We start from the raw sequence: 16,690 nt of genomic DNA, 5'->3' as shown, positions 1-16,690 counted from the left end.
CAAGGAAAATCAGTAGGTTAAAGATACATTAGGGAAGAAATATTTTTTTTAATATATTTTTGTAACAAATGTTTGACATCTATACAACTTAACTGTATAAGTTCAAAATTAAAGAAATTAATTGTATAGAAAGAGAGGGAATCTTATGTTAGTAGATTATCATATGCATTTTGAATATGGGAGTTATGATGAGGATTATGTGAATCCATTCTTTGAAAAAGCAAAGGAAATGGGGCTTTCAGAAATTGGAATAACGGAACATACTCACGGATTTAAGGAATTTAAGGATTTATATTATGAGGAGCTGATTTTGGATAATAGTGAAACTGGGAATTTCCAGAAAAAATGGCTTGAGCAGAAAACAAAATTCGTGCATACGTTGGATGAATACAGAGATTTTATAGATAAGTTGAAATCAAAAGGATATCCAGTAAAATTTGGAATTGAAGTGTGTAATTTTAAAAATCAGGAAAAAGTTAAGGAAATATTGTCTAAATATGATTTTGACTATCTGATTGTTTCAATACATTTTATTAAGGGCTGGGGATTTGATTTTAGTGCTTTGAAGCATAAATTTACAGATGAGAATTTGGTTCAGATTTGGAAGGATTATGCAAAAGAGATTGAGAATGTGGCAAATACAACGATGTATGACATTCTGGGGCATCCGTTTAACTTGAGATTATTTAAGAATATTCCAGAAAAAAAAGATGTTGACAGTTTGCTTGAAAGTACTGCTAAATGCTTGAAAAAAAATAATATGGTTGTGGATATAAACACAGGAACGTTTTACCGTTATCCAATCAAAGAAATTACTCCATATAGAGATTTTATGGAATATGTGAAAAAATATGATATTCCTGTGATTTTGTCAAGTGATTCGCATTATTCTGAACATGTTGGAATGAAAATAAAGGAAGCTGGGGAATATGCAAAGGAATTTGGAATTACTGAAATGGTAACTTTTGACAAAAGAAAGAGAAAAATGGTTGAGATAGGTTAAAAATAAAAAATAGGGATTGCCTCAGAATGCGAGATAATCCCTTTAATTTTATTATATTAATTTTTTCTTTTTTTAATGTCTTCCCAGTCTAATGTAGTAGAAAATTCTTTCATAAATGCAATTAAAATTCCTAAAAGTAGTCCTAAAAACAGAGAACCAGCTATAACCAGCTTTTTATTCAATGCAGGTTTTGTTATGGAATTTACATATTTAACAACTGGATTTGAGTCATTTCTTAATAGACGATAATATGCCAATCTTGAAACTAACGTATCTGTTAATGAGTCTTTTGTAGTTCGTATGTCAATATTTTGTGTTAAAAAGCTGTATTGTTGCTCCAATAATTTTATTTGTGTATCCAAAAAGTTATTTTTTCTTTCAAGCAGATAGCCTTGTGCAAGTGCTGGGTACTCTTTTGCAAAATTTTCCCCTTCAGTTTTATTATTTGTAGTGAATTTTACTTTTACTGTTGGATCATTATTTTCAGACTGTGCTGTCAATCTTGTTGTCATTTCCTTAAAGAATTTATCCTCTGGCAAATTTACATTTCTCAAAGTTTTTGAATTTTTTTTCAAGTAAGAGTAAAAGTCAAAAGAATTTAATGAAGACTGTGAATTTTCTCCAATTTCAGTAAGGACTTTATCATTTCCATAAAGAGTAATGTCTGATTTAAAGGATTTGTTTACAAAGACAAAAGCTGTGGAAAGTATCACAACTATTATCGTAGTTAAGGCGATTAAAAATTTATTTTTATAAATGATCTTAATTATCATACTAGCGTCAATTGTTTGCTGATTTTTATTATCCATTTTATTTCCTTTCAAATTAAATTTATATCTTAATTCTATCAAAAAAAGTGTAAAATGACAATGGGGAATTTAATAAAAATTATAAAATAAACCGAAAGTATGATATAATTGGTTATAAATTTGAAAATATAAAGTAAGAAAGAAGGTTTTTAAATGTATATAAATCCAATTATTGAAGGAATTGAAATTTCTGATATTAGGAAAATTCACGAAAGACTAATAAATTATAAAAATGTGATAAATATGACAATAGGGGAGCCTGATATCGATGTTCCGCAGGAAATTAAAGAGGCTGTGGCGTATCATGCCTTAAATAGTAGAATAAAATATTCTCCTGTGGGAGGGATGCCTGAATTAAGAGAAAAGATTGCCAAATACTATAATGAGCAGTTTTTGGGAAATTACAATGCTCAAAACGTTCTGGTGACAGTTGGTTCTACAGAAGGGCTTGCTTCGGTTTTGAAAAGTATTTTGGCAAAAGATGATGAAGTGATTATTCCAACTCCTGCCTATGTGGGATATGAGCCATTGATTACGATTTCTGAGGCGAAAACTAAATTTGTTGACTTGGAAGAAAATAATTTTGTATTGACGAAAGAGATTTTGGAAGAAAATATTACTGATAAAACTAAATTAATAATTTTGACATATCCGAATAATCCATCTGGAATTACGCTTGCAGAAGAGGAAATGGTTAAAATTGTGAGATTTTTGAAGAAAAAAAAGATTTACTTGATAAGTGATGAAATTTATGCAGCGATTACTTTTGAGAAATTTACTTCCTTTGCAAAATTTTCTGATGAATTGAAGGAACAGCTTATTATAATTAATGGATTTTCAAAATCACATTCAATGACAGGCTACAGACTAGGCTATATTATTGCCGATGAAAAATTACAGAATCAAGTGAAAAAAGTTAGCCAGTACAATGTAACAAGTGCGTCAACATTGTCACAATATGGAGCGATTGCAGCCCTTGATAAATGTTCTGATACAGCGAAAATTTCTGAAATTTATAAAAATAGAGTGGAATATTTTGTAAATGGGCTAGAAAAATTAGGTTTTGAATGTTTAAAACCTAAAGGGGCATTTTATGTTTTTGCAACTTACAAGAATATTGAGAAGTTTAAAAATATGAAATCATTTGATTTTGTTCTTGATTTATTGGAAAAAACGGAACTTGCGATTGTACCTGGAATTACGTTTCAAGTAGAGGGGTATGTGAGATTTTCGATTGTGCATGATATTCCAGTATTGGAAGAGGCTATAAAGAGGTTGGAAAAGTATATAAAAGAGAAGTAAAAATGATAATTTAGAAAATTGGAGAAATTAATGGAAAAAACGGAAAAGAAAAATTTGAAAAAAGGAGACTTGATACAGTTAAAAATTGTAAATCTTGATACTAAGGGCAGAGCCTATGGCTTTTTTGATGAAAATAAAATTTATGTGAATATTAATGCTGCAGAAAATCAAGTTGTTGAGGGAATTTTTGTAAAAAGACGGAGAAAGTATGAGCTGATACATTGCAAAATTATTGATTTTGCTGGAAGAAAAAATGCGATATATGATGATATTGAAAGACAAAATGGAGGTTGTAACTACCAGTATTATACCTATGATGAGCAGCTTGAAATAAAGGCAGAACATATAAAAAAAGAATTAGACAAGATTATTAAGTATGATTATATTTTTGAAGAGCCTGTCAGAAGTGTAAAGCCTGATAAATATAGAAACAAGATGGAATTTAGCTTTGGAAATGCTACAAAAGGAGGGCCTATAATTTTAGGGCTTCACAAGCAGAACAGTTTTCACGATATTGTGGAAGTTGATGGGCTGAAATTAATGGATGATAATTTTGATAAAATTTATGTTTTTTGTAATGAATTTTGTAAAAAGACAGGTTTTGATTTTTATCACAGACTTGATCATATAGGTTTTTTTAGAAATCTTGTAATTAGAAAGGCAGAATTCACCAAACAGATTTTGGTAAATATTGTAACAACGACTCAAATTAGTGAAATGGAAAAGGAAAAATTTCAAAAAGAGTTTAAGGAAGGATTGTTAGCCTTAAATTTGGATGATAATTTTAAAATTATTGGAATTTTACACACATTTAATGATAATTTTTCGGATATGGTTATTTCCGAAAGTGAAACGATTTTGTATGGAGAACGTGATTTGACAGAGGAGATTTTTGGATTAAAATTTAAAATCAGTCCATACAGCTTTTTCCAGACAAATTCCCAGACAGTCGAAAAATTATATGGAAAAGTCTTAACATATCTTGAAGAAATTGAAAATATTAAAATTGATAAAGCAACAGTTTTTGATTTGTTCAGCGGTACTGGTACAATTGGACAAATTGTTTCAAAAAAGGCAAAGCAGGTTTATGGAATCGAATTGGTGCCAGAAGCGGTAGAAAAGGCTAATGAAAATGCAAAATTAAACAATATCCAGAATGCACATTTTATCGCAGGAGATGTTTTTGCAAAATTGGATGAATTTGATAATGACGGAATCAAGCCAGATATTTTAATTTTGGATCCGCCACGTGCTGGTGTAGGTGAAAAAACTATCACAAAGCTGGTAAAATACAATACTAAAAATATAATTTATGTGTCTTGTAATCCAAAAACTTTGATGACAGATTTGATAAAGTTTGGGGAATTTGGGTACAGGCTGGTTAGATGTTCAGTGGTGGATATGTTTCCGGTTACACCGCATTTGGAGGTTGTTTGCTTGCTGGAAAAAGTAGATGTTTAAAGGAGCTTAAAATAGATTGAGAAGAATGTAGATAAAACAGGGCTACTGGTAGAAAATAAATTGGTTACCATAGTCCATTTTTTTACTTCAATTAATAATTTTGAGGATTATAGTGAGTATAAACTTCACTTAGAATATTATAAAAACTGAAATATAAAGAAAAATGAAATTATATGAGTGGAAAAATAAATGGAATTTTTAAAGAATATTATGAAGATGAGGATACAATGGGAGTGTTATTATAAGAGTGCAGATAAAAAATACTTATATTCTTTAAAGGAAGTGTTTATTAACAGCGCATATGCTTCTTCTTATAAAAAAGAAGAAAATATAGTAAAACTAGATATAGATGATGAAATAAATACAAATTCATTTCAAGAAAAAATAAAAGGAATTGTAATTACTGGAATATAAAAATTAAAATTGAAAGGATGAAAATAATGGAAAAGAAATTATTAGGAATATCATTAAAATGTTATAAAAAATATAAAGGAGAGAGAAAAGAATTTTTTGATTTTTTTCTACAGTATATAGAACCAGAAAAAATAAAAATTAAAGCACCATTTACGAATAATAATTATAAGGATTGGTTTACAACCAAAGAAAGTTTTTTTGAACTGATATCAGAAAGCAAATACGAAGAAGAATATATCCAAATAATATTAGAGAATGAGGATAAAATGATAATCTCAGAACAAGATGGCTTTAGAGTAATAATATTAGAAAAAACATATACAGAAAATGAAAAAGATATAGATAATTATGTAGAAAAATTATTTATAAAAATAAAAGGATGTATTGCCAAGATAGAAGATTGGGATTATTCGGATATTCAAAATGAAAGAAATATAGAGTTTCTAGAATTGGATGGAATAAAGGTTCCAAAGGAAAAAATAAAAATATATGGAGATGGATCAAAGGAAGTGGATATTTCTAAAAATCCAGGCTCTACAAGAAGAGAACACGGTATTCCATTTGGAGTATACTGGAAAATGTGGATAGGAAATGATTACTATAACTGGTTATCAGAAGAAAAATTAGCATCATATACAAACTGTTATAAAAATATTGAATTAGAAAATGGTGTAAGAAAAATAATAATGACGAAAACATTAGAAGAATTTATAAGCGAAGAAACAGACAATCTAAAATGGGACTTTAGAGAAAAAATAGGAATAGAAGAGGCTGCAGATAAACTAAAAGCAATACCGTACGAAATGGATCCAAACTATGCTGATATGGAATATATATATCCAGAAAATAGAAAAGATGTGCGATATGATATAATATATTTTGATAATAAAATGGAATCAATAGCAAGAAAATATGCGACTAAATATGTATTAACGGAAATAGAATTAGATGAAAATGGTAAATTTGTACGAGAAAAAACAACAGTAAAAGGGAAAATAGAAAATTTGGATAAAGAAAAATTAAAAGAAGGGAAAATAGAGTTAAAAAGAAGAAAATAAACAAAGTTTAAGAGAAAAAGCAATAGATGTATATTAGAATAAAAAATGTGGAAATTTAAAGAGTGTAAAATATCCCAAAATTTTTACTATTTTTAAGTGATTTTTTCCTTTTTTTGTAAATATATCAAAAAGAGTAATTATAGTAGTATTACTTGATAGGAACAAAAAAATAAAAATATTTTAAAACTGCACTTTCAATCCTTATATTTAAAGTTTAAGTGCAGTTTTTATATTTATAATAATATACTTTTATAATTTTTTCATTTCATTTGCAACAAATTCAACCAATGGACCAATAATTACCTGAACGTCTGTTTTAGAAGGTTTTATTATTCCCGCTGCAACTTTTTTAATTTTTTTATCATCTACTAAAGTTGAATCTTTTACTTCCAGTCTTAATCTTGTAGCACAGTTATCTATGGAAACTACATTATCTTTTCCACCTAATGCTTCATATATGATTGTAGCTACTTCTGTATGACTATTATTTGAAGTTTCTATTTTTAATTCTTCTTCATTATCCTCTTCTTCTCTTCCAGGTGTTTTTAAATTAAAGGTTTTTATCAGTACTTTAAACAACAGATAATAAGCTACTCCAAATCCAAGTCCTAGAACTAACAGCATAAATGGATTGTTAGCCATTGGCATTCCTGAAGTTAGTGAAAAGTCAATAAGTCCTGCACTGAATCCAAATCCTGCTGTCCAGTGGAATGTAGATGCTATAAATAAACTTAATCCTGTTAAAAGTGCATGAACTGCATATAATAAAGGTGCTACAAACATAAATGCAAATTCAAGAGGTTCTGTTACTCCAGTTACAAATGAAGTAACACCAGCTGCTAACATTAGCGATGCGATTTGTTTTTTTCTTTCAGGTTTAGCTTCTTGATACATTGCAAATGCTGCTGCTGGAAGTCCAAACATCATAATAGGGAAGAATCCTGCCTGATACATTCCTGTTATACCTTTTACTCCTGTTCCTCCAAGAAAGTTTCCAATATCGTTTATTCCTGCCACATCGAACCAAAAAACTGCATTTAATGCGTGGTGTAATCCTAAAGGGATTAATAATCTGTTAAAGAATCCGAATATTCCGGCTCCTAAAGGTCCAAGTTTTAAGAATGTTTCTCCTAAAGTTACTAACGCTCCAAATATTATAGGCCATACAAAGAATAATACAGGAGATAATATAAGCATTACAGCTGATGTTAATATCGGAACTAGTCTTTTACCACTGAAAAATGCAAAGGCCATTGGCAACTGTGTCTTATGGAATCTGTTGAATATTTCAGCAGCTATTATTCCTGATAATATCCCTATAAATGCATTATTTATTTTTCCAAAAGCTAAAGGAACTTTATCTACATCCACTTTTGTCAAAACTGCAACGGATTCTTTTGATAATAATGTAGTTATCACTAAAAAACCTACTAACCCCGCTAATGCTGCAGAACCATCTTTTTCTTTAGATATTCCAACTGCTATTCCAACTGCGAACAATATAGGGATATTGTCCAATATGGAAGCTCCTGATTTAATTAGGAAAGCCGCTGCAGGACTGTTTGCTCCCCAACCAACAGGATCAAGTCTGTAACCTATTCCTAAAAGTATTGCTGCAGCTGGTAATACTGCAACTGGCAACATAAGTGATTTACCAATTTTCTGTAAATACTTCATCATTTTTAACCAACTCTCTTTCTATTTTTTTGTTCATATTCTTCTGTCATATAGGAATATAATTTTTTTTCATTATTATTATATCTTATTTTTATATTATGTCAATATTTAAAGAAAAAAATCTTAATGTTTTTCTATTTTTTTTCTAAGTGTTTTTATTTTGTTTGAAATTTTTATGTTATTTTAAGTATATTTATTATTATTATATTAGATTCTATTTTATTAATACAATAAAGTTTAGTATAAAAAAATAAAATACCGACTTATTAACAAACCTTAACTTAATAAATCGATATTTTTTATTTTAATATTTTAGTAACTCCATTGCAGCTTTATAAATATGTTCTGCAGTCAATTCATATTCATTCATCAAAAAATCCAAAGTTCCAACTTGCCCAAATCTTTCTTTTATTCCAATTCTTCTTAATTTTGCGTTTCCAGTTTCAGCAATTACTTCAGCAACTGCACTTCCTAAACCATTGTGAATACTGTGGTTTTCACAAGTTATCATTTTTCCTGTTTTTTGTGCATATTTTTTAATTAATTCCTTATCTATTGGATTTAAAGTAAACATATCTATTACAGCGGCATTTATTCCTTCGTTTTCCAATTTTTCTGCTGTTTTTAAGGCTTCTGCTACCATAATTCCATTAGCGATTAAAGTAATATCTGAACCATCTTTTAATAAATTTCCTTTTCCAATTTCAAATGTTGAGCCTTTTTCATAAATTGTTGATGCATTTTTTCTGATTGTTCTAATCCAGTAGAAGCCATCTCTTGTAGCAACTTGTTCGAGAATATTTTCAAACATTCTGGCATCTGTCACTTCCAGTACAACTGTATTAGCTAGACCTCTCATTATTCCCATATCCTCAAAGGACATGTGGGTTCCTCCGTTATGGGCAGCAGTTATACCAGCATCAGAAGCAATTATTTTAATATTATTTTTTTGATATGCCCCCGACATAAACAATTGATCAAAGCATCTTCGGCTTGCGAAAGCTGTAAAAGTATGTGCAAATGGGTATTTTCCAGCAATAGACATTCCAGCTGCAACACCTGCCATATTTGCTTCCATTATACCACAGTTTATCACTCTTTCGGGGTATTTACCCTGTATCTTGTCAGTTGTAATTGCGTTCATTAAGTCAGCTTCAAGAGCTATAACTTGACTATGTTTTTCAAGTAATTCACAAAGTTTGGAAGAATAAACTTTTCTCATTTCTATTTCATCTTTTTTTGGAGTTCCAGTATAAACTTTTATCATTTATTCCACCTCACTTTCCAAATCTTTTATCGCCTTTTCGATTTCCCGCTTTAGTTCATCAGTCAATCTTAGATGATGAGAATTTTCCATTTTTTCAATGTATTCGACACCTTGCCCTTTTATAGTGTCAAGTATTACAAATAGTGGTTTTTCATTGTTTTTACGAGGCACTTTCAAAATATCATACATTTTTTCAATATCATTTCCTTTTACAGTAACAGCATCAAAGCCGAATGATTTCATTTTTTCCTCAAAAGAGAAAGGTTTTATTATTTCATCTAAAGCGCCATCCAGCTGTTTTTTGTTGTAATCGAGAAACACTGTTAAATTATTTAAGTTGTGGTGAGCAATAAATTGAAATGCTTCCCAGCACTGCCCTTCATTTATTTCTCCATCTCCAATAATGCAGAAAACTCTATTATTTTTTTTGTCTATTTGTAGAGCTTTTGCAATTCCTGTGGCAATTGAGATTCCTTGCCCTAGGGAACCTGTTGTTGCATCAATTCCTTTTGTTTTGAGTCTATCTGGATGGCTTGGTAAATTTGTTCCATTCTGATTTAATGTGTAAATTTCTTCAAGCGGGAAAAATCCTTTTAAAGCTAAAGTTGTGTAGAGTGCAGGGCCTGCATGCCCTTTTGACAGCACAAAATAATCTCTGTCTTCCCAATGTGGATTTTTAGCGTCAATATTCATAATTCCACCATACAGTACTGCCAAGATCTCAACGATTGACAAACTTCCCCCATAATGTCCAAAACCTAAATTGGTAAGGGATTTTAATGTGTTGATTCTAATATTGGCAGCTAATTTTTTCATTTCTTTCACTTTTTCATTATAATCACTATTCATTTTTTGGCTCCTTCCAAATGATAGTCAATTTTTAACAATAATCTATTTTGATTTTTTTGAAGGTACAAATCCAAAGGCTACTAAAATAGCAGTTATTCCAACGATTATTCCAGAAACTATTGCAGGAGATACGTGTTTTGCCATATTACCTAATACAATTCCAACTGTTACGAAATCTGCATCAGAGAATGTAGTGTTTGCGAATCCTAAATTTCCTAGCACTGGTAATAAAATTACAGGCAGAAATGTCAGTAATAGTCCATTTGCAAAAGCTCCAATTGAAGCTCCTCTTCTACCGCCAGTAGCATTTCCAAATACACCTGCTGTCGCTCCACAGAAGAAGTGAGGCACCACTCCAGGTAGAATAAGAGTCCATTTTAGCATACCAAGCATAAATAATCCGATAACTCCTCCTAAAAAACTACATAAAAATCCAATTAATACAGCATTAGGTGCATAAGGGAATACGATTGGACAGTCAAGTGCAGGTTTTGCATTTGGCACAAGTTTTTCAGAAAATCCTACAAAGGCAGGCACTATTTCTGCAAGAACAAGTCTAACACCTGATAAAATAATATAAACTCCCGCTGCAAATGTTATAGCCTGAATAATTGCAAATACTAAAAAGTTATCTCCGCCACTTAGTTCCTTTTCAACATAACCTTTTCCTGCGACTAATGCTAAAATTAAATAAATTATCATCATAGTCAATGAAATTGAAATAGAACTGTCTCTTAAAAAACTTAAATTTTTAGGTAATTTCATTTCTTCAGTTGATTTTGAACCTTTTCCGACTAAAGTTCCAACAAATCCTGATAAAACATATCCTATTGTACTAAAATGTCCAAATCCAACATCATCGCTTCCAGTAATTTTTCTAACATAAGGTTGTGCCAATGCAGGAAATATTGCCATTACAAGTCCTAATGTCAATGAACCAATGATTACTAGTAAAGGTCCTTGAAATCCTCCTACTTTTAATATTATTCCAATCATACATGCCATATATAAAGTATGGTGTCCTGTCAGAAAAATATATTTTAACTTTGTAAATCTTGCGATAAATATGTTCCAGAACATTCCAAGTGCCATTATTAACGCTGTTATTGTTCCATATTCTTTTAATGCCAATGAAACAATTGCTTCATTGTTAGGCACTATTCCTTGAACGTGAAATCCTTGTTCAAACATACTTCCCATAGGTGCTAATGAGTTTACAACCAGTCCTGCTCCTCCACCTAATACCAAAAATCCTAAAATAGTTTTAATTGTACCTTTTACTATGTCTGTAAATGGTTTTTTTTGAACTAATAACCCAATCATTGCTATTAATCCGACTAAAATTGATGGAACTTTTAAAATATCCACAATAAGAGTTAATAAGCTTTTCATTTTTTCCTCCTAAATTTTAAATTTTATTTTTTATAATTTATTTTTTAAAATAATCAGTTAATTTTTCTTCCAGTTCGGGCATACTGATAATGCTGTCCAAAACGATTAATTTATCAGCTGGAACTGTGGCACTTTCCGCAATATCCTTTCCCATTACAAATACATCTGCTGCTCCTGGAAGTGCTGATGCCAAGTCAGAATGTTCAACTTCAGCTTCTACACCAATTTTTTTTAGAACCTTTTTTATGTTCATTTCCACCATAAAACTGCTTCCTAATCCTGATCCACAAACTGCCATAATTTTCATAATAATCTCCTCCTATTTTTTTTATAAATTATTTTTATTTTTAAATCAATATTTTTTTATAACTTCTAATATCTCGTTATAATCTTTTGAATTTATAAGTTTTTCAATGCTTTCATCGTCTTGAAACAATTCCATTAATTGCATAAGGGTTTCCAAATGACTATTTGCATCCTTAGTTGCCAGCACAAATACCAGCTGAATTTTGGAATCGCCATAATATACTGGATTATTAAGTTTCAAAAGACTTACTCCAGTGCCTATTGCTCCTTCTTCAGGTCTTGCATGCGGCATTGCCAAATTATCTCTTAAAATAACATAAAAACCTAGTTTCTCAATACTTTCTATCATAGCGTTGATATAATTTTCCATTATTATATTTTTTTCTAATAGAGGTTTTCCTGCGATTTTGATACTTTCTTTCCAGTCGATTACAGAATCTATTATTTGAATGTTACCATCAAGTATTTTTTCTAACATATGAGTTCCTTTCTGAAAAATTCTTCTAATTCTTCATATTCAGTTATTTTTGAGATTTTTTCAATAAAATTATATTTTGTAATTAACTCAAACAAGTCGTTTAAAATTCCTAGATGCTCCGTTTTGTTGATAGTTGCAAAACTCAAAAATATATTTGCACCTTTTCCGTTTGGAAATAGAACTTTTTCTTTTACAATTAATAATGAAATTCCTGTTTTCAATACATTTTTTGAAATTGGTGCATGTGGAATTGCCATTCCTTCCTCAATAATAATATAAGCTCCATGTTTTTCGATTAATTTTATCATTTCTTCTACATAATTCTGCTTGATAAATCCGTTTTTTTGAAGTATATTTCCAGCTTTAGTTATTGCTTCTTTCCAATCACTAACTTTGTTTACAAATTGAACGTTGTTTTTATTAAGCATCTTCTTTAAAATAATTCCCGCTTCAGATAAGTCATCAATAATTTTATTTTCAAGTTTATTTTTCAAATCATTTATAAGTTTGTATTCATCTGTTATGGTTGTATTATTTTTTATTATGTCCATTATTTGCTTTAAAGAAATTTTTGTTATATTTTTTCTTATTCCATATTTTGATAAAAGAATAAAATCTTGCTCTTTAAGTAATGGGTTTATTTTTATAACAGGAATATCATAAGTTTCTTCTAAGTCAATAGTAGATAAGATTAAATCAATATTTTTATAATTAGGCATTGAAGTTTTAATCAGATAGTATGGCAAAACATCTACAATATCCAAATCATAATTTTCCTTTAAGCTTTGTTCAAGCACTTTTGAACTGCCATAACCTAGTCCACAAATTAATATTACCTTTTTAGTTTTTTCAGAAGTGTTTCTTTCAATAGATGCTTTTATATGAAAGCCCATAAGAGCGATTTCATCTTCTGGAAACTTTACTTCAAAAAGGCCTTCAATTTCTTCTATAGCTCTATTTACTACTTCCAAAATAGGATCTTTTTCTAAAATCAGTTCTTGAAAAACCGAATTTGTGATTTGAATATTATTTTTTATTCTATACATAGCAGGCTTTATATGGTATAAAAGTCCATTATAAAGTATTTCATCACGTGTCAAGTCAGTTTTTACAATTTTGCTTACTTTGGAAATCATTTTTTTTATAATCAGTTCCTCGTTTATCCAGTCTTCAAACGAATTATTTTTTAAGCTGTTTATATTTATTCCCATTATTAAATCAGTTATTTCAATTAACATTTCAGATTTTATTTCATTTTTGTTAAGAATTTTTTGTAAGATTTTTTCAATTTTTTTATATTCTTCTGTATGAATTAAAAATTTTTTCGCAGTAAAATCTTTTTTATTCTCACAATCTTTTTCAAAATTTAAAAGCAGCAGGACGTAAGAAAATATTTTATTATAACTCTCTTCATTTATATTTAAAAACATGACCTTTTCAATTTCTACAATAAATTTTTTTGCATTTTCAATATTTTTTTGTTTGATATATTTGAAAAAATAATGAAAGACTTTTGTTTTGACTACTTTTGAAAAATTTTGATTATTAAGGGAATCAAATAATTTTTCCAGAAGTTCAATTTTTTTTATTAAAATTTTTTGAAAGTTACCATTAATATGGTACCCGTCGACATTTTTATAAATTAGTTCAATTTCCTGTATTTTAAATTCTTCTGATATCAATTTTAAATCTTTTTTTATTGTTGTTCTTGAAATTTCAAGTTCTTTACATATCTTTGTAATATTAAGCCCTTTTTCGTCAAAAAATAATATTAACTTTAAAATATCTATCCTATCTTCTATAGATAATTTATGAATTTTTTCCAAAATCTCAAATAAACTTTTAAAATCCTGATTAGTGTCAAGATAAACACTATTTTTAGATTTTTTAGTAATCTTATAGTCAAGCAACTGTAAAATACTATCAATATTATTAATATAATATCTAGCTGCTCTGTCTGAAACACCATATTTTTCAGATATTAATTTAAAATTATATTTTTCCCCTTTTATAAGATTATTCAATATTTCAGTTTCCCTATAATTTAACATAATATTCACCTTTCTATAATAATGATACCTCAAAAATTTAAATAATCAATCTAAATTACATTTCAAATATATTTGAAAAAATGTTACCAGCTGCAATTTTGTTTACAATTTTATTATTTAAAGTTTATCCAAAAATATGGAAAAAAACTTTACTTTAAAAATTAGCATTATAATACATGTATGGCACAATAATATTGTATTATAAAGTATATTTTAGATTTGAAAACTACTTTAAATTAAATAGATAAAATATGTAAGAATTATATTTTCAGTAAAAATAAATGGAAGAAATGATAAATATGAAAAAAATATTAGTGTTATCTATAATGGCTTTAGGAATTAGTACAAATGTATTTGCTTGTTTTGGTAATAGTATGATTGAGAATATAACGGCTGATAAAATTATTCGTTCAAAAGAACTGGAAGACATAACAAAAGAAGAAATGAAACTTATTAAAAAATGTCGCATGGAGGATTCGTTAGCATATAAAATTGCCAGTTCAAAAACTCCAGAGTAAATAACAGAAAAAGAGATGAAACTCATTAAGAAACATGGATATGAATTTTTGCTGTCAGATGAATTTAGAAAACAAATAAAAAAAGAGATGACTAAAAATCTTGAGAAGAAGAAATGAGCAGATTTTTATAAGGATTAAAAGTAAAAAGAGCATTTTTTATTAATAAAATCTTTTAAATTTCTTCAAATGGAAAAATATCAAGGAAATTCTCTTGACAAGTGGGAGGAAATGATATATAATTAACTAATATGAGCCTTTCCCACAAAGGACCGTTATTCTATAAAATAGAGAATAAAAACAGGAGGAAACAAAGTGAGTAAATACACTGTAATGCAAAAAAAAGAAGAAGTTGTAAGAAATTGGTATGAGATAGATGCAGAAGGAAAAGTGCTTGGAAAATTAGCTACTGAAATCGCAGTAAGATTAATGGGTAAACACAAACCAAGCTATACACCGCACGTTGATGGAGGAGATTTTGTTATCATTACAAATGCTGATAAAATCGCTGTAACAGGAAATAAATTATTAGACAAGAAATATTACAGACATAGTGGATATCCAGGTGGATTGAGAGTAAGAACTTTAGAAGAAATGTTACAAAAACAACCTACTGAAGTAATCAGAAAAGCTGTAGAAAGAATGTTACCTAAAAATAAATTAGGAAGCCAAATGATTAACAGATTGAGATTATTCACAGGATCTGAGCATACACATACAGCACAAAAACCAGAAAGAATAGAGTTATAGGAGGTAAATTTTCGTGGCAGAAAAAATTCAATATTTAGGAACTGGAAGAAGAAAAACTTCAGTAGCAAGAGTAAGATTAGTACCAGGTGAAACTGGAGTAACAATAAATGGAAAAGATATGAGAGAATATTTTGGTGGAAGAGAAATCTTGGCTAAAATAGTAGAACAACCATTAGAATTAACAGAAACTTTAAACAAATACGGAGTAAAAGTTAACGTAAATGGTGGAGGAAACACAGGACAAGCAGGAGCAATTAGACATGGTGTTTCAAGAGCATTATTAGTAGCTGATGCTGAATTAAGAGGAGCTTTAAAAGAAGCTGGATTCTTAACAAGAGATTCAAGAATGGTTGAAAGAAAAAAATACGGGAAAAAGAAAGCAAGAAGAAGCCCACAATTCTCAAAAAGATAATTGTATTATTTTATACACCCTTGGAAACACTGGTTTTCAGGGGTTTTTATTTTGGAAAAAGTATGGAAAAGTATAGAAATGTATGCCTACAATATACACACAATATACAGGTAATATACAAAACACTATATCTTTTCCTGTTGTAGTATTTAAATAAAATTTTTATAAACTTATATTTTATGTTATAATTATAGTGAAACTGCTTTAAAACTAAACTCAAAAGACTATGACTATTTTACTTAAACCCTAAACCTATATAATTTTTAGTAGTTTAATTTTAAGTAGGTTTGAGTATAATTTAAAATGTTAAGGAGGAATTATGGAAAATAAAAGTTATTTTGATGGTGGATTACTTAGTTACATTGGGTGGATTATTTTAGGGTCTCTTATAACATCTTGTACGCTTGGGATTTGTTATCCATGGGCATTGTGCATGATTTATGCTTGGAAAATAAATCATACTGTTATTGAGGGAAGAAGACTAAAGTTTAACGGTAGTGCAATAGGTCTGTTTGGAAACTGGATAAAATGGTTATTGCTAATAGTAGTAACTTTAGAAATATATGGATTTTGGGTACATATTAAGTTAGAACAATGGAAAGTAAAAAATACAACTTTTTTAAATTAATTTGTTAAATTAAGGCTGGTTATTTCAGTCTTTTTTTATTTTATATTAAATCTTTTTTAAATAACGAATTTATTCTAAACTTTTTTATTGAGAAATAATAATCTATATTTTCAAAGGATTAAAATATCAGAAATTCTATAATAAAAATTTATTCCTGCTTTTAGAAGAGATTTAGTAAAAAATATAAATTTTCAAAAAATTAAAAAATAATTATTTACCTGTTGTGAGATAATACATATGTGACAAGCATATACAAAAAAAGAAAGGTTTCTGATATAATGTAAATCTACCAAACCACATTAAGGAGAAACCTTTCAT

General features: G+C 28.8%; 17 protein-coding genes. 9 read left to right on the top strand and 8 right to left on the bottom strand.

The window, feature by feature from the left end; translation table 11 throughout:
- The first annotated feature begins 145 nt into the window (after window positions 1-145).
- Window positions 146-1,003 (top strand): histidinol-phosphatase HisJ family protein, encoded by an 858-nt coding sequence (locus ACEG17_RS09765; RefSeq protein ID WP_372583567.1) that lies wholly within the window; start codon window positions 146-148, stop codon window positions 1,001-1,003.
- 56 nt (window positions 1,004-1,059) lie between these two features.
- On the opposite strand, the gene ACEG17_RS09760 is transcribed toward ACEG17_RS09765, so the two are convergent.
- The gene (locus tag ACEG17_RS09760; protein WP_372583566.1) at window positions 1,060-1,812 is read right to left on the bottom strand and encodes a GumC domain-containing protein; all 753 of its coding nucleotides are present in this window, start codon (window positions 1,810-1,812) and stop codon (window positions 1,060-1,062) included.
- 153 nt (window positions 1,813-1,965) lie between these two features.
- Between ACEG17_RS09760 and ACEG17_RS09755 the strand changes: the two genes are divergently transcribed.
- The 4 genes from ACEG17_RS09755 to ACEG17_RS09740 all read left to right on the top strand — a co-directional run bounded on the left by ACEG17_RS09755 (window position 1,966) and on the right by ACEG17_RS09740 (window position 6,047).
- Complete coding sequence (locus ACEG17_RS09755; RefSeq protein ID WP_372583565.1) at window positions 1,966-3,114, top strand: pyridoxal phosphate-dependent aminotransferase; 1,149 nt, start codon at window positions 1,966-1,968, stop codon at window positions 3,112-3,114.
- A gap of 30 nt (window positions 3,115-3,144) precedes the next feature.
- On the top strand, window positions 3,145-4,575 hold the full coding sequence (gene rlmD / locus ACEG17_RS09750) for a 23S rRNA (uracil(1939)-C(5))-methyltransferase RlmD (RefSeq protein WP_372583564.1): 1,431 nt from the start codon (window positions 3,145-3,147) through the stop codon (window positions 4,573-4,575).
- A 189-nt stretch (window positions 4,576-4,764) separates the two neighbouring features.
- A complete protein-coding gene (locus tag ACEG17_RS09745) occupies window positions 4,765-4,989 on the top strand; it encodes a hypothetical protein (RefSeq protein ID WP_372583563.1) in 225 nt (74 codons plus the stop codon).
- Window positions 4,990-5,015: 26 nt separating this feature from the next.
- The gene (locus ACEG17_RS09740) at window positions 5,016-6,047 is read left to right on the top strand and encodes a hypothetical protein (protein ID WP_372583562.1); all 1,032 of its coding nucleotides are present in this window, start codon (window positions 5,016-5,018) and stop codon (window positions 6,045-6,047) included.
- Window positions 6,048-6,296: 249 nt separating this feature from the next.
- On the opposite strand, the gene nagE is transcribed toward ACEG17_RS09740, so the two are convergent.
- The 7 genes from nagE to ACEG17_RS09705 all read right to left on the bottom strand — a co-directional run bounded on the left by nagE (window position 6,297) and on the right by ACEG17_RS09705 (window position 14,067).
- Window positions 6,297-7,727, bottom strand: coding sequence for an N-acetylglucosamine-specific PTS transporter subunit IIBC (nagE, locus tag ACEG17_RS09735; RefSeq protein ID WP_372583561.1), 1,431 nt, complete (start codon window positions 7,725-7,727; stop codon window positions 6,297-6,299).
- 301 nt (window positions 7,728-8,028) lie between these two features.
- Entirely contained in the window at window positions 8,029-8,991 is a 963-nt protein-coding gene (locus tag ACEG17_RS09730; RefSeq protein ID WP_372583560.1) for a transketolase family protein, read from the bottom strand.
- Window positions 8,992-9,840, bottom strand: a complete 849-nt coding sequence (locus ACEG17_RS09725; RefSeq protein ID WP_372583559.1) for a transketolase — start codon at window positions 9,838-9,840, stop codon at window positions 8,992-8,994. It abuts the gene before it with no gap.
- 42 nt (window positions 9,841-9,882) lie between these two features.
- Window positions 9,883-11,232: a PTS ascorbate transporter subunit IIC gene (ulaA, locus tag ACEG17_RS09720; protein ID WP_299573572.1), complete on the bottom strand. Its 1,350-nt coding sequence runs from the start codon at window positions 11,230-11,232 to the stop codon at window positions 9,883-9,885.
- A gap of 37 nt (window positions 11,233-11,269) precedes the next feature.
- Window positions 11,270-11,539 (bottom strand): PTS sugar transporter subunit IIB, encoded by a 270-nt coding sequence (locus ACEG17_RS09715; RefSeq protein WP_006803591.1) that lies wholly within the window; start codon window positions 11,537-11,539, stop codon window positions 11,270-11,272.
- 45 nt (window positions 11,540-11,584) lie between these two features.
- Window positions 11,585-12,016, bottom strand: coding sequence for a PTS sugar transporter subunit IIA (locus ACEG17_RS09710; RefSeq protein WP_372583558.1), 432 nt, complete (start codon window positions 12,014-12,016; stop codon window positions 11,585-11,587).
- A complete protein-coding gene (locus ACEG17_RS09705; RefSeq protein WP_372583557.1) occupies window positions 12,010-14,067 on the bottom strand; it encodes a BglG family transcription antiterminator in 2,058 nt (685 codons plus the stop codon). The genes ACEG17_RS09710 and ACEG17_RS09705 overlap by 7 nt, the downstream gene beginning before the upstream one ends.
- Window positions 14,068-14,366: 299 nt before the next feature.
- Between ACEG17_RS09705 and ACEG17_RS09700 the strand changes: the two genes are divergently transcribed.
- The 4 genes from ACEG17_RS09700 (at window position 14,367) to ACEG17_RS09685 (ending at window position 16,372) form a co-directional block, all read left to right on the top strand.
- Complete coding sequence (locus ACEG17_RS09700; protein WP_372583556.1) at window positions 14,367-14,585, top strand: hypothetical protein; 219 nt, start codon at window positions 14,367-14,369, stop codon at window positions 14,583-14,585.
- Window positions 14,586-14,897: 312 nt separating this feature from the next.
- The gene (rplM, locus tag ACEG17_RS09695; RefSeq protein ID WP_147005224.1) at window positions 14,898-15,332 is read left to right on the top strand and encodes a 50S ribosomal protein L13; all 435 of its coding nucleotides are present in this window, start codon (window positions 14,898-14,900) and stop codon (window positions 15,330-15,332) included.
- A 13-nt stretch (window positions 15,333-15,345) separates the two neighbouring features.
- The gene (gene rpsI / locus ACEG17_RS09690; RefSeq protein WP_018450229.1) at window positions 15,346-15,744 is read left to right on the top strand and encodes a 30S ribosomal protein S9; all 399 of its coding nucleotides are present in this window, start codon (window positions 15,346-15,348) and stop codon (window positions 15,742-15,744) included.
- 319 nt (window positions 15,745-16,063) lie between these two features.
- The gene (locus ACEG17_RS09685) at window positions 16,064-16,372 is read left to right on the top strand and encodes a YjgN family protein (protein WP_372583555.1); all 309 of its coding nucleotides are present in this window, start codon (window positions 16,064-16,066) and stop codon (window positions 16,370-16,372) included.
- The last annotated feature ends 318 nt before the right edge of the window (window positions 16,373-16,690 follow it).

Origin of the sequence: Leptotrichia hongkongensis, from assembly GCF_041538065.1 — a bacterium.
Classification (GTDB): Bacteria; Fusobacteriota; Fusobacteriia; order Fusobacteriales; family Leptotrichiaceae; genus Leptotrichia; species Leptotrichia hongkongensis.
The sequence above is the reverse complement of the archived record's forward strand: the minus strand, read 5'-3'. Positions and strand labels throughout refer to the sequence as shown.

Excerpts from the sequence above, each read along its gene's own strand:
- ACEG17_RS09765 (WP_372583567.1), top strand. The coding sequence starts at position 146 with ATGTTAGTAGATTATCATATGCATTTTGAATATGGGAGTTATGATGAG.
- ACEG17_RS09760 (WP_372583566.1), bottom strand. The coding sequence starts at position 1,812 with ATGGATAATAAAAATCAGCAAACAATTGACGCTAGTATGATAATTAAG.
- ACEG17_RS09755 (WP_372583565.1), top strand. The coding sequence starts at position 1,966 with ATGTATATAAATCCAATTATTGAAGGAATTGAAATTTCTGATATTAGG.
- rlmD (WP_372583564.1), top strand. The coding sequence starts at position 3,145 with ATGGAAAAAACGGAAAAGAAAAATTTGAAAAAAGGAGACTTGATACAG.
- ACEG17_RS09745 (WP_372583563.1), top strand. The coding sequence starts at position 4,765 with ATGGAATTTTTAAAGAATATTATGAAGATGAGGATACAATGGGAGTGT.
- ACEG17_RS09740 (WP_372583562.1), top strand. The coding sequence starts at position 5,016 with ATGGAAAAGAAATTATTAGGAATATCATTAAAATGTTATAAAAAATAT.
- nagE (WP_372583561.1), bottom strand. The coding sequence starts at position 7,727 with ATGATGAAGTATTTACAGAAAATTGGTAAATCACTTATGTTGCCAGTT.
- ACEG17_RS09730 (WP_372583560.1), bottom strand. The coding sequence starts at position 8,991 with ATGATAAAAGTTTATACTGGAACTCCAAAAAAAGATGAAATAGAAATG.
- ACEG17_RS09725 (WP_372583559.1), bottom strand. The coding sequence starts at position 9,840 with ATGAATAGTGATTATAATGAAAAAGTGAAAGAAATGAAAAAATTAGCT.
- ulaA (WP_299573572.1), bottom strand. The coding sequence starts at position 11,232 with ATGAAAAGCTTATTAACTCTTATTGTGGATATTTTAAAAGTTCCATCA.
- ACEG17_RS09715 (WP_006803591.1), bottom strand. The coding sequence starts at position 11,539 with ATGAAAATTATGGCAGTTTGTGGATCAGGATTAGGAAGCAGTTTTATG.
- ACEG17_RS09710 (WP_372583558.1), bottom strand. The coding sequence starts at position 12,016 with ATGTTAGAAAAAATACTTGATGGTAACATTCAAATAATAGATTCTGTA.
- ACEG17_RS09705 (WP_372583557.1), bottom strand. The coding sequence starts at position 14,067 with ATGTTAAATTATAGGGAAACTGAAATATTGAATAATCTTATAAAAGGG.
- ACEG17_RS09700 (WP_372583556.1), top strand. The coding sequence starts at position 14,367 with ATGAAAAAAATATTAGTGTTATCTATAATGGCTTTAGGAATTAGTACA.
- ACEG17_RS09685 (WP_372583555.1), top strand. The coding sequence starts at position 16,064 with ATGGAAAATAAAAGTTATTTTGATGGTGGATTACTTAGTTACATTGGG.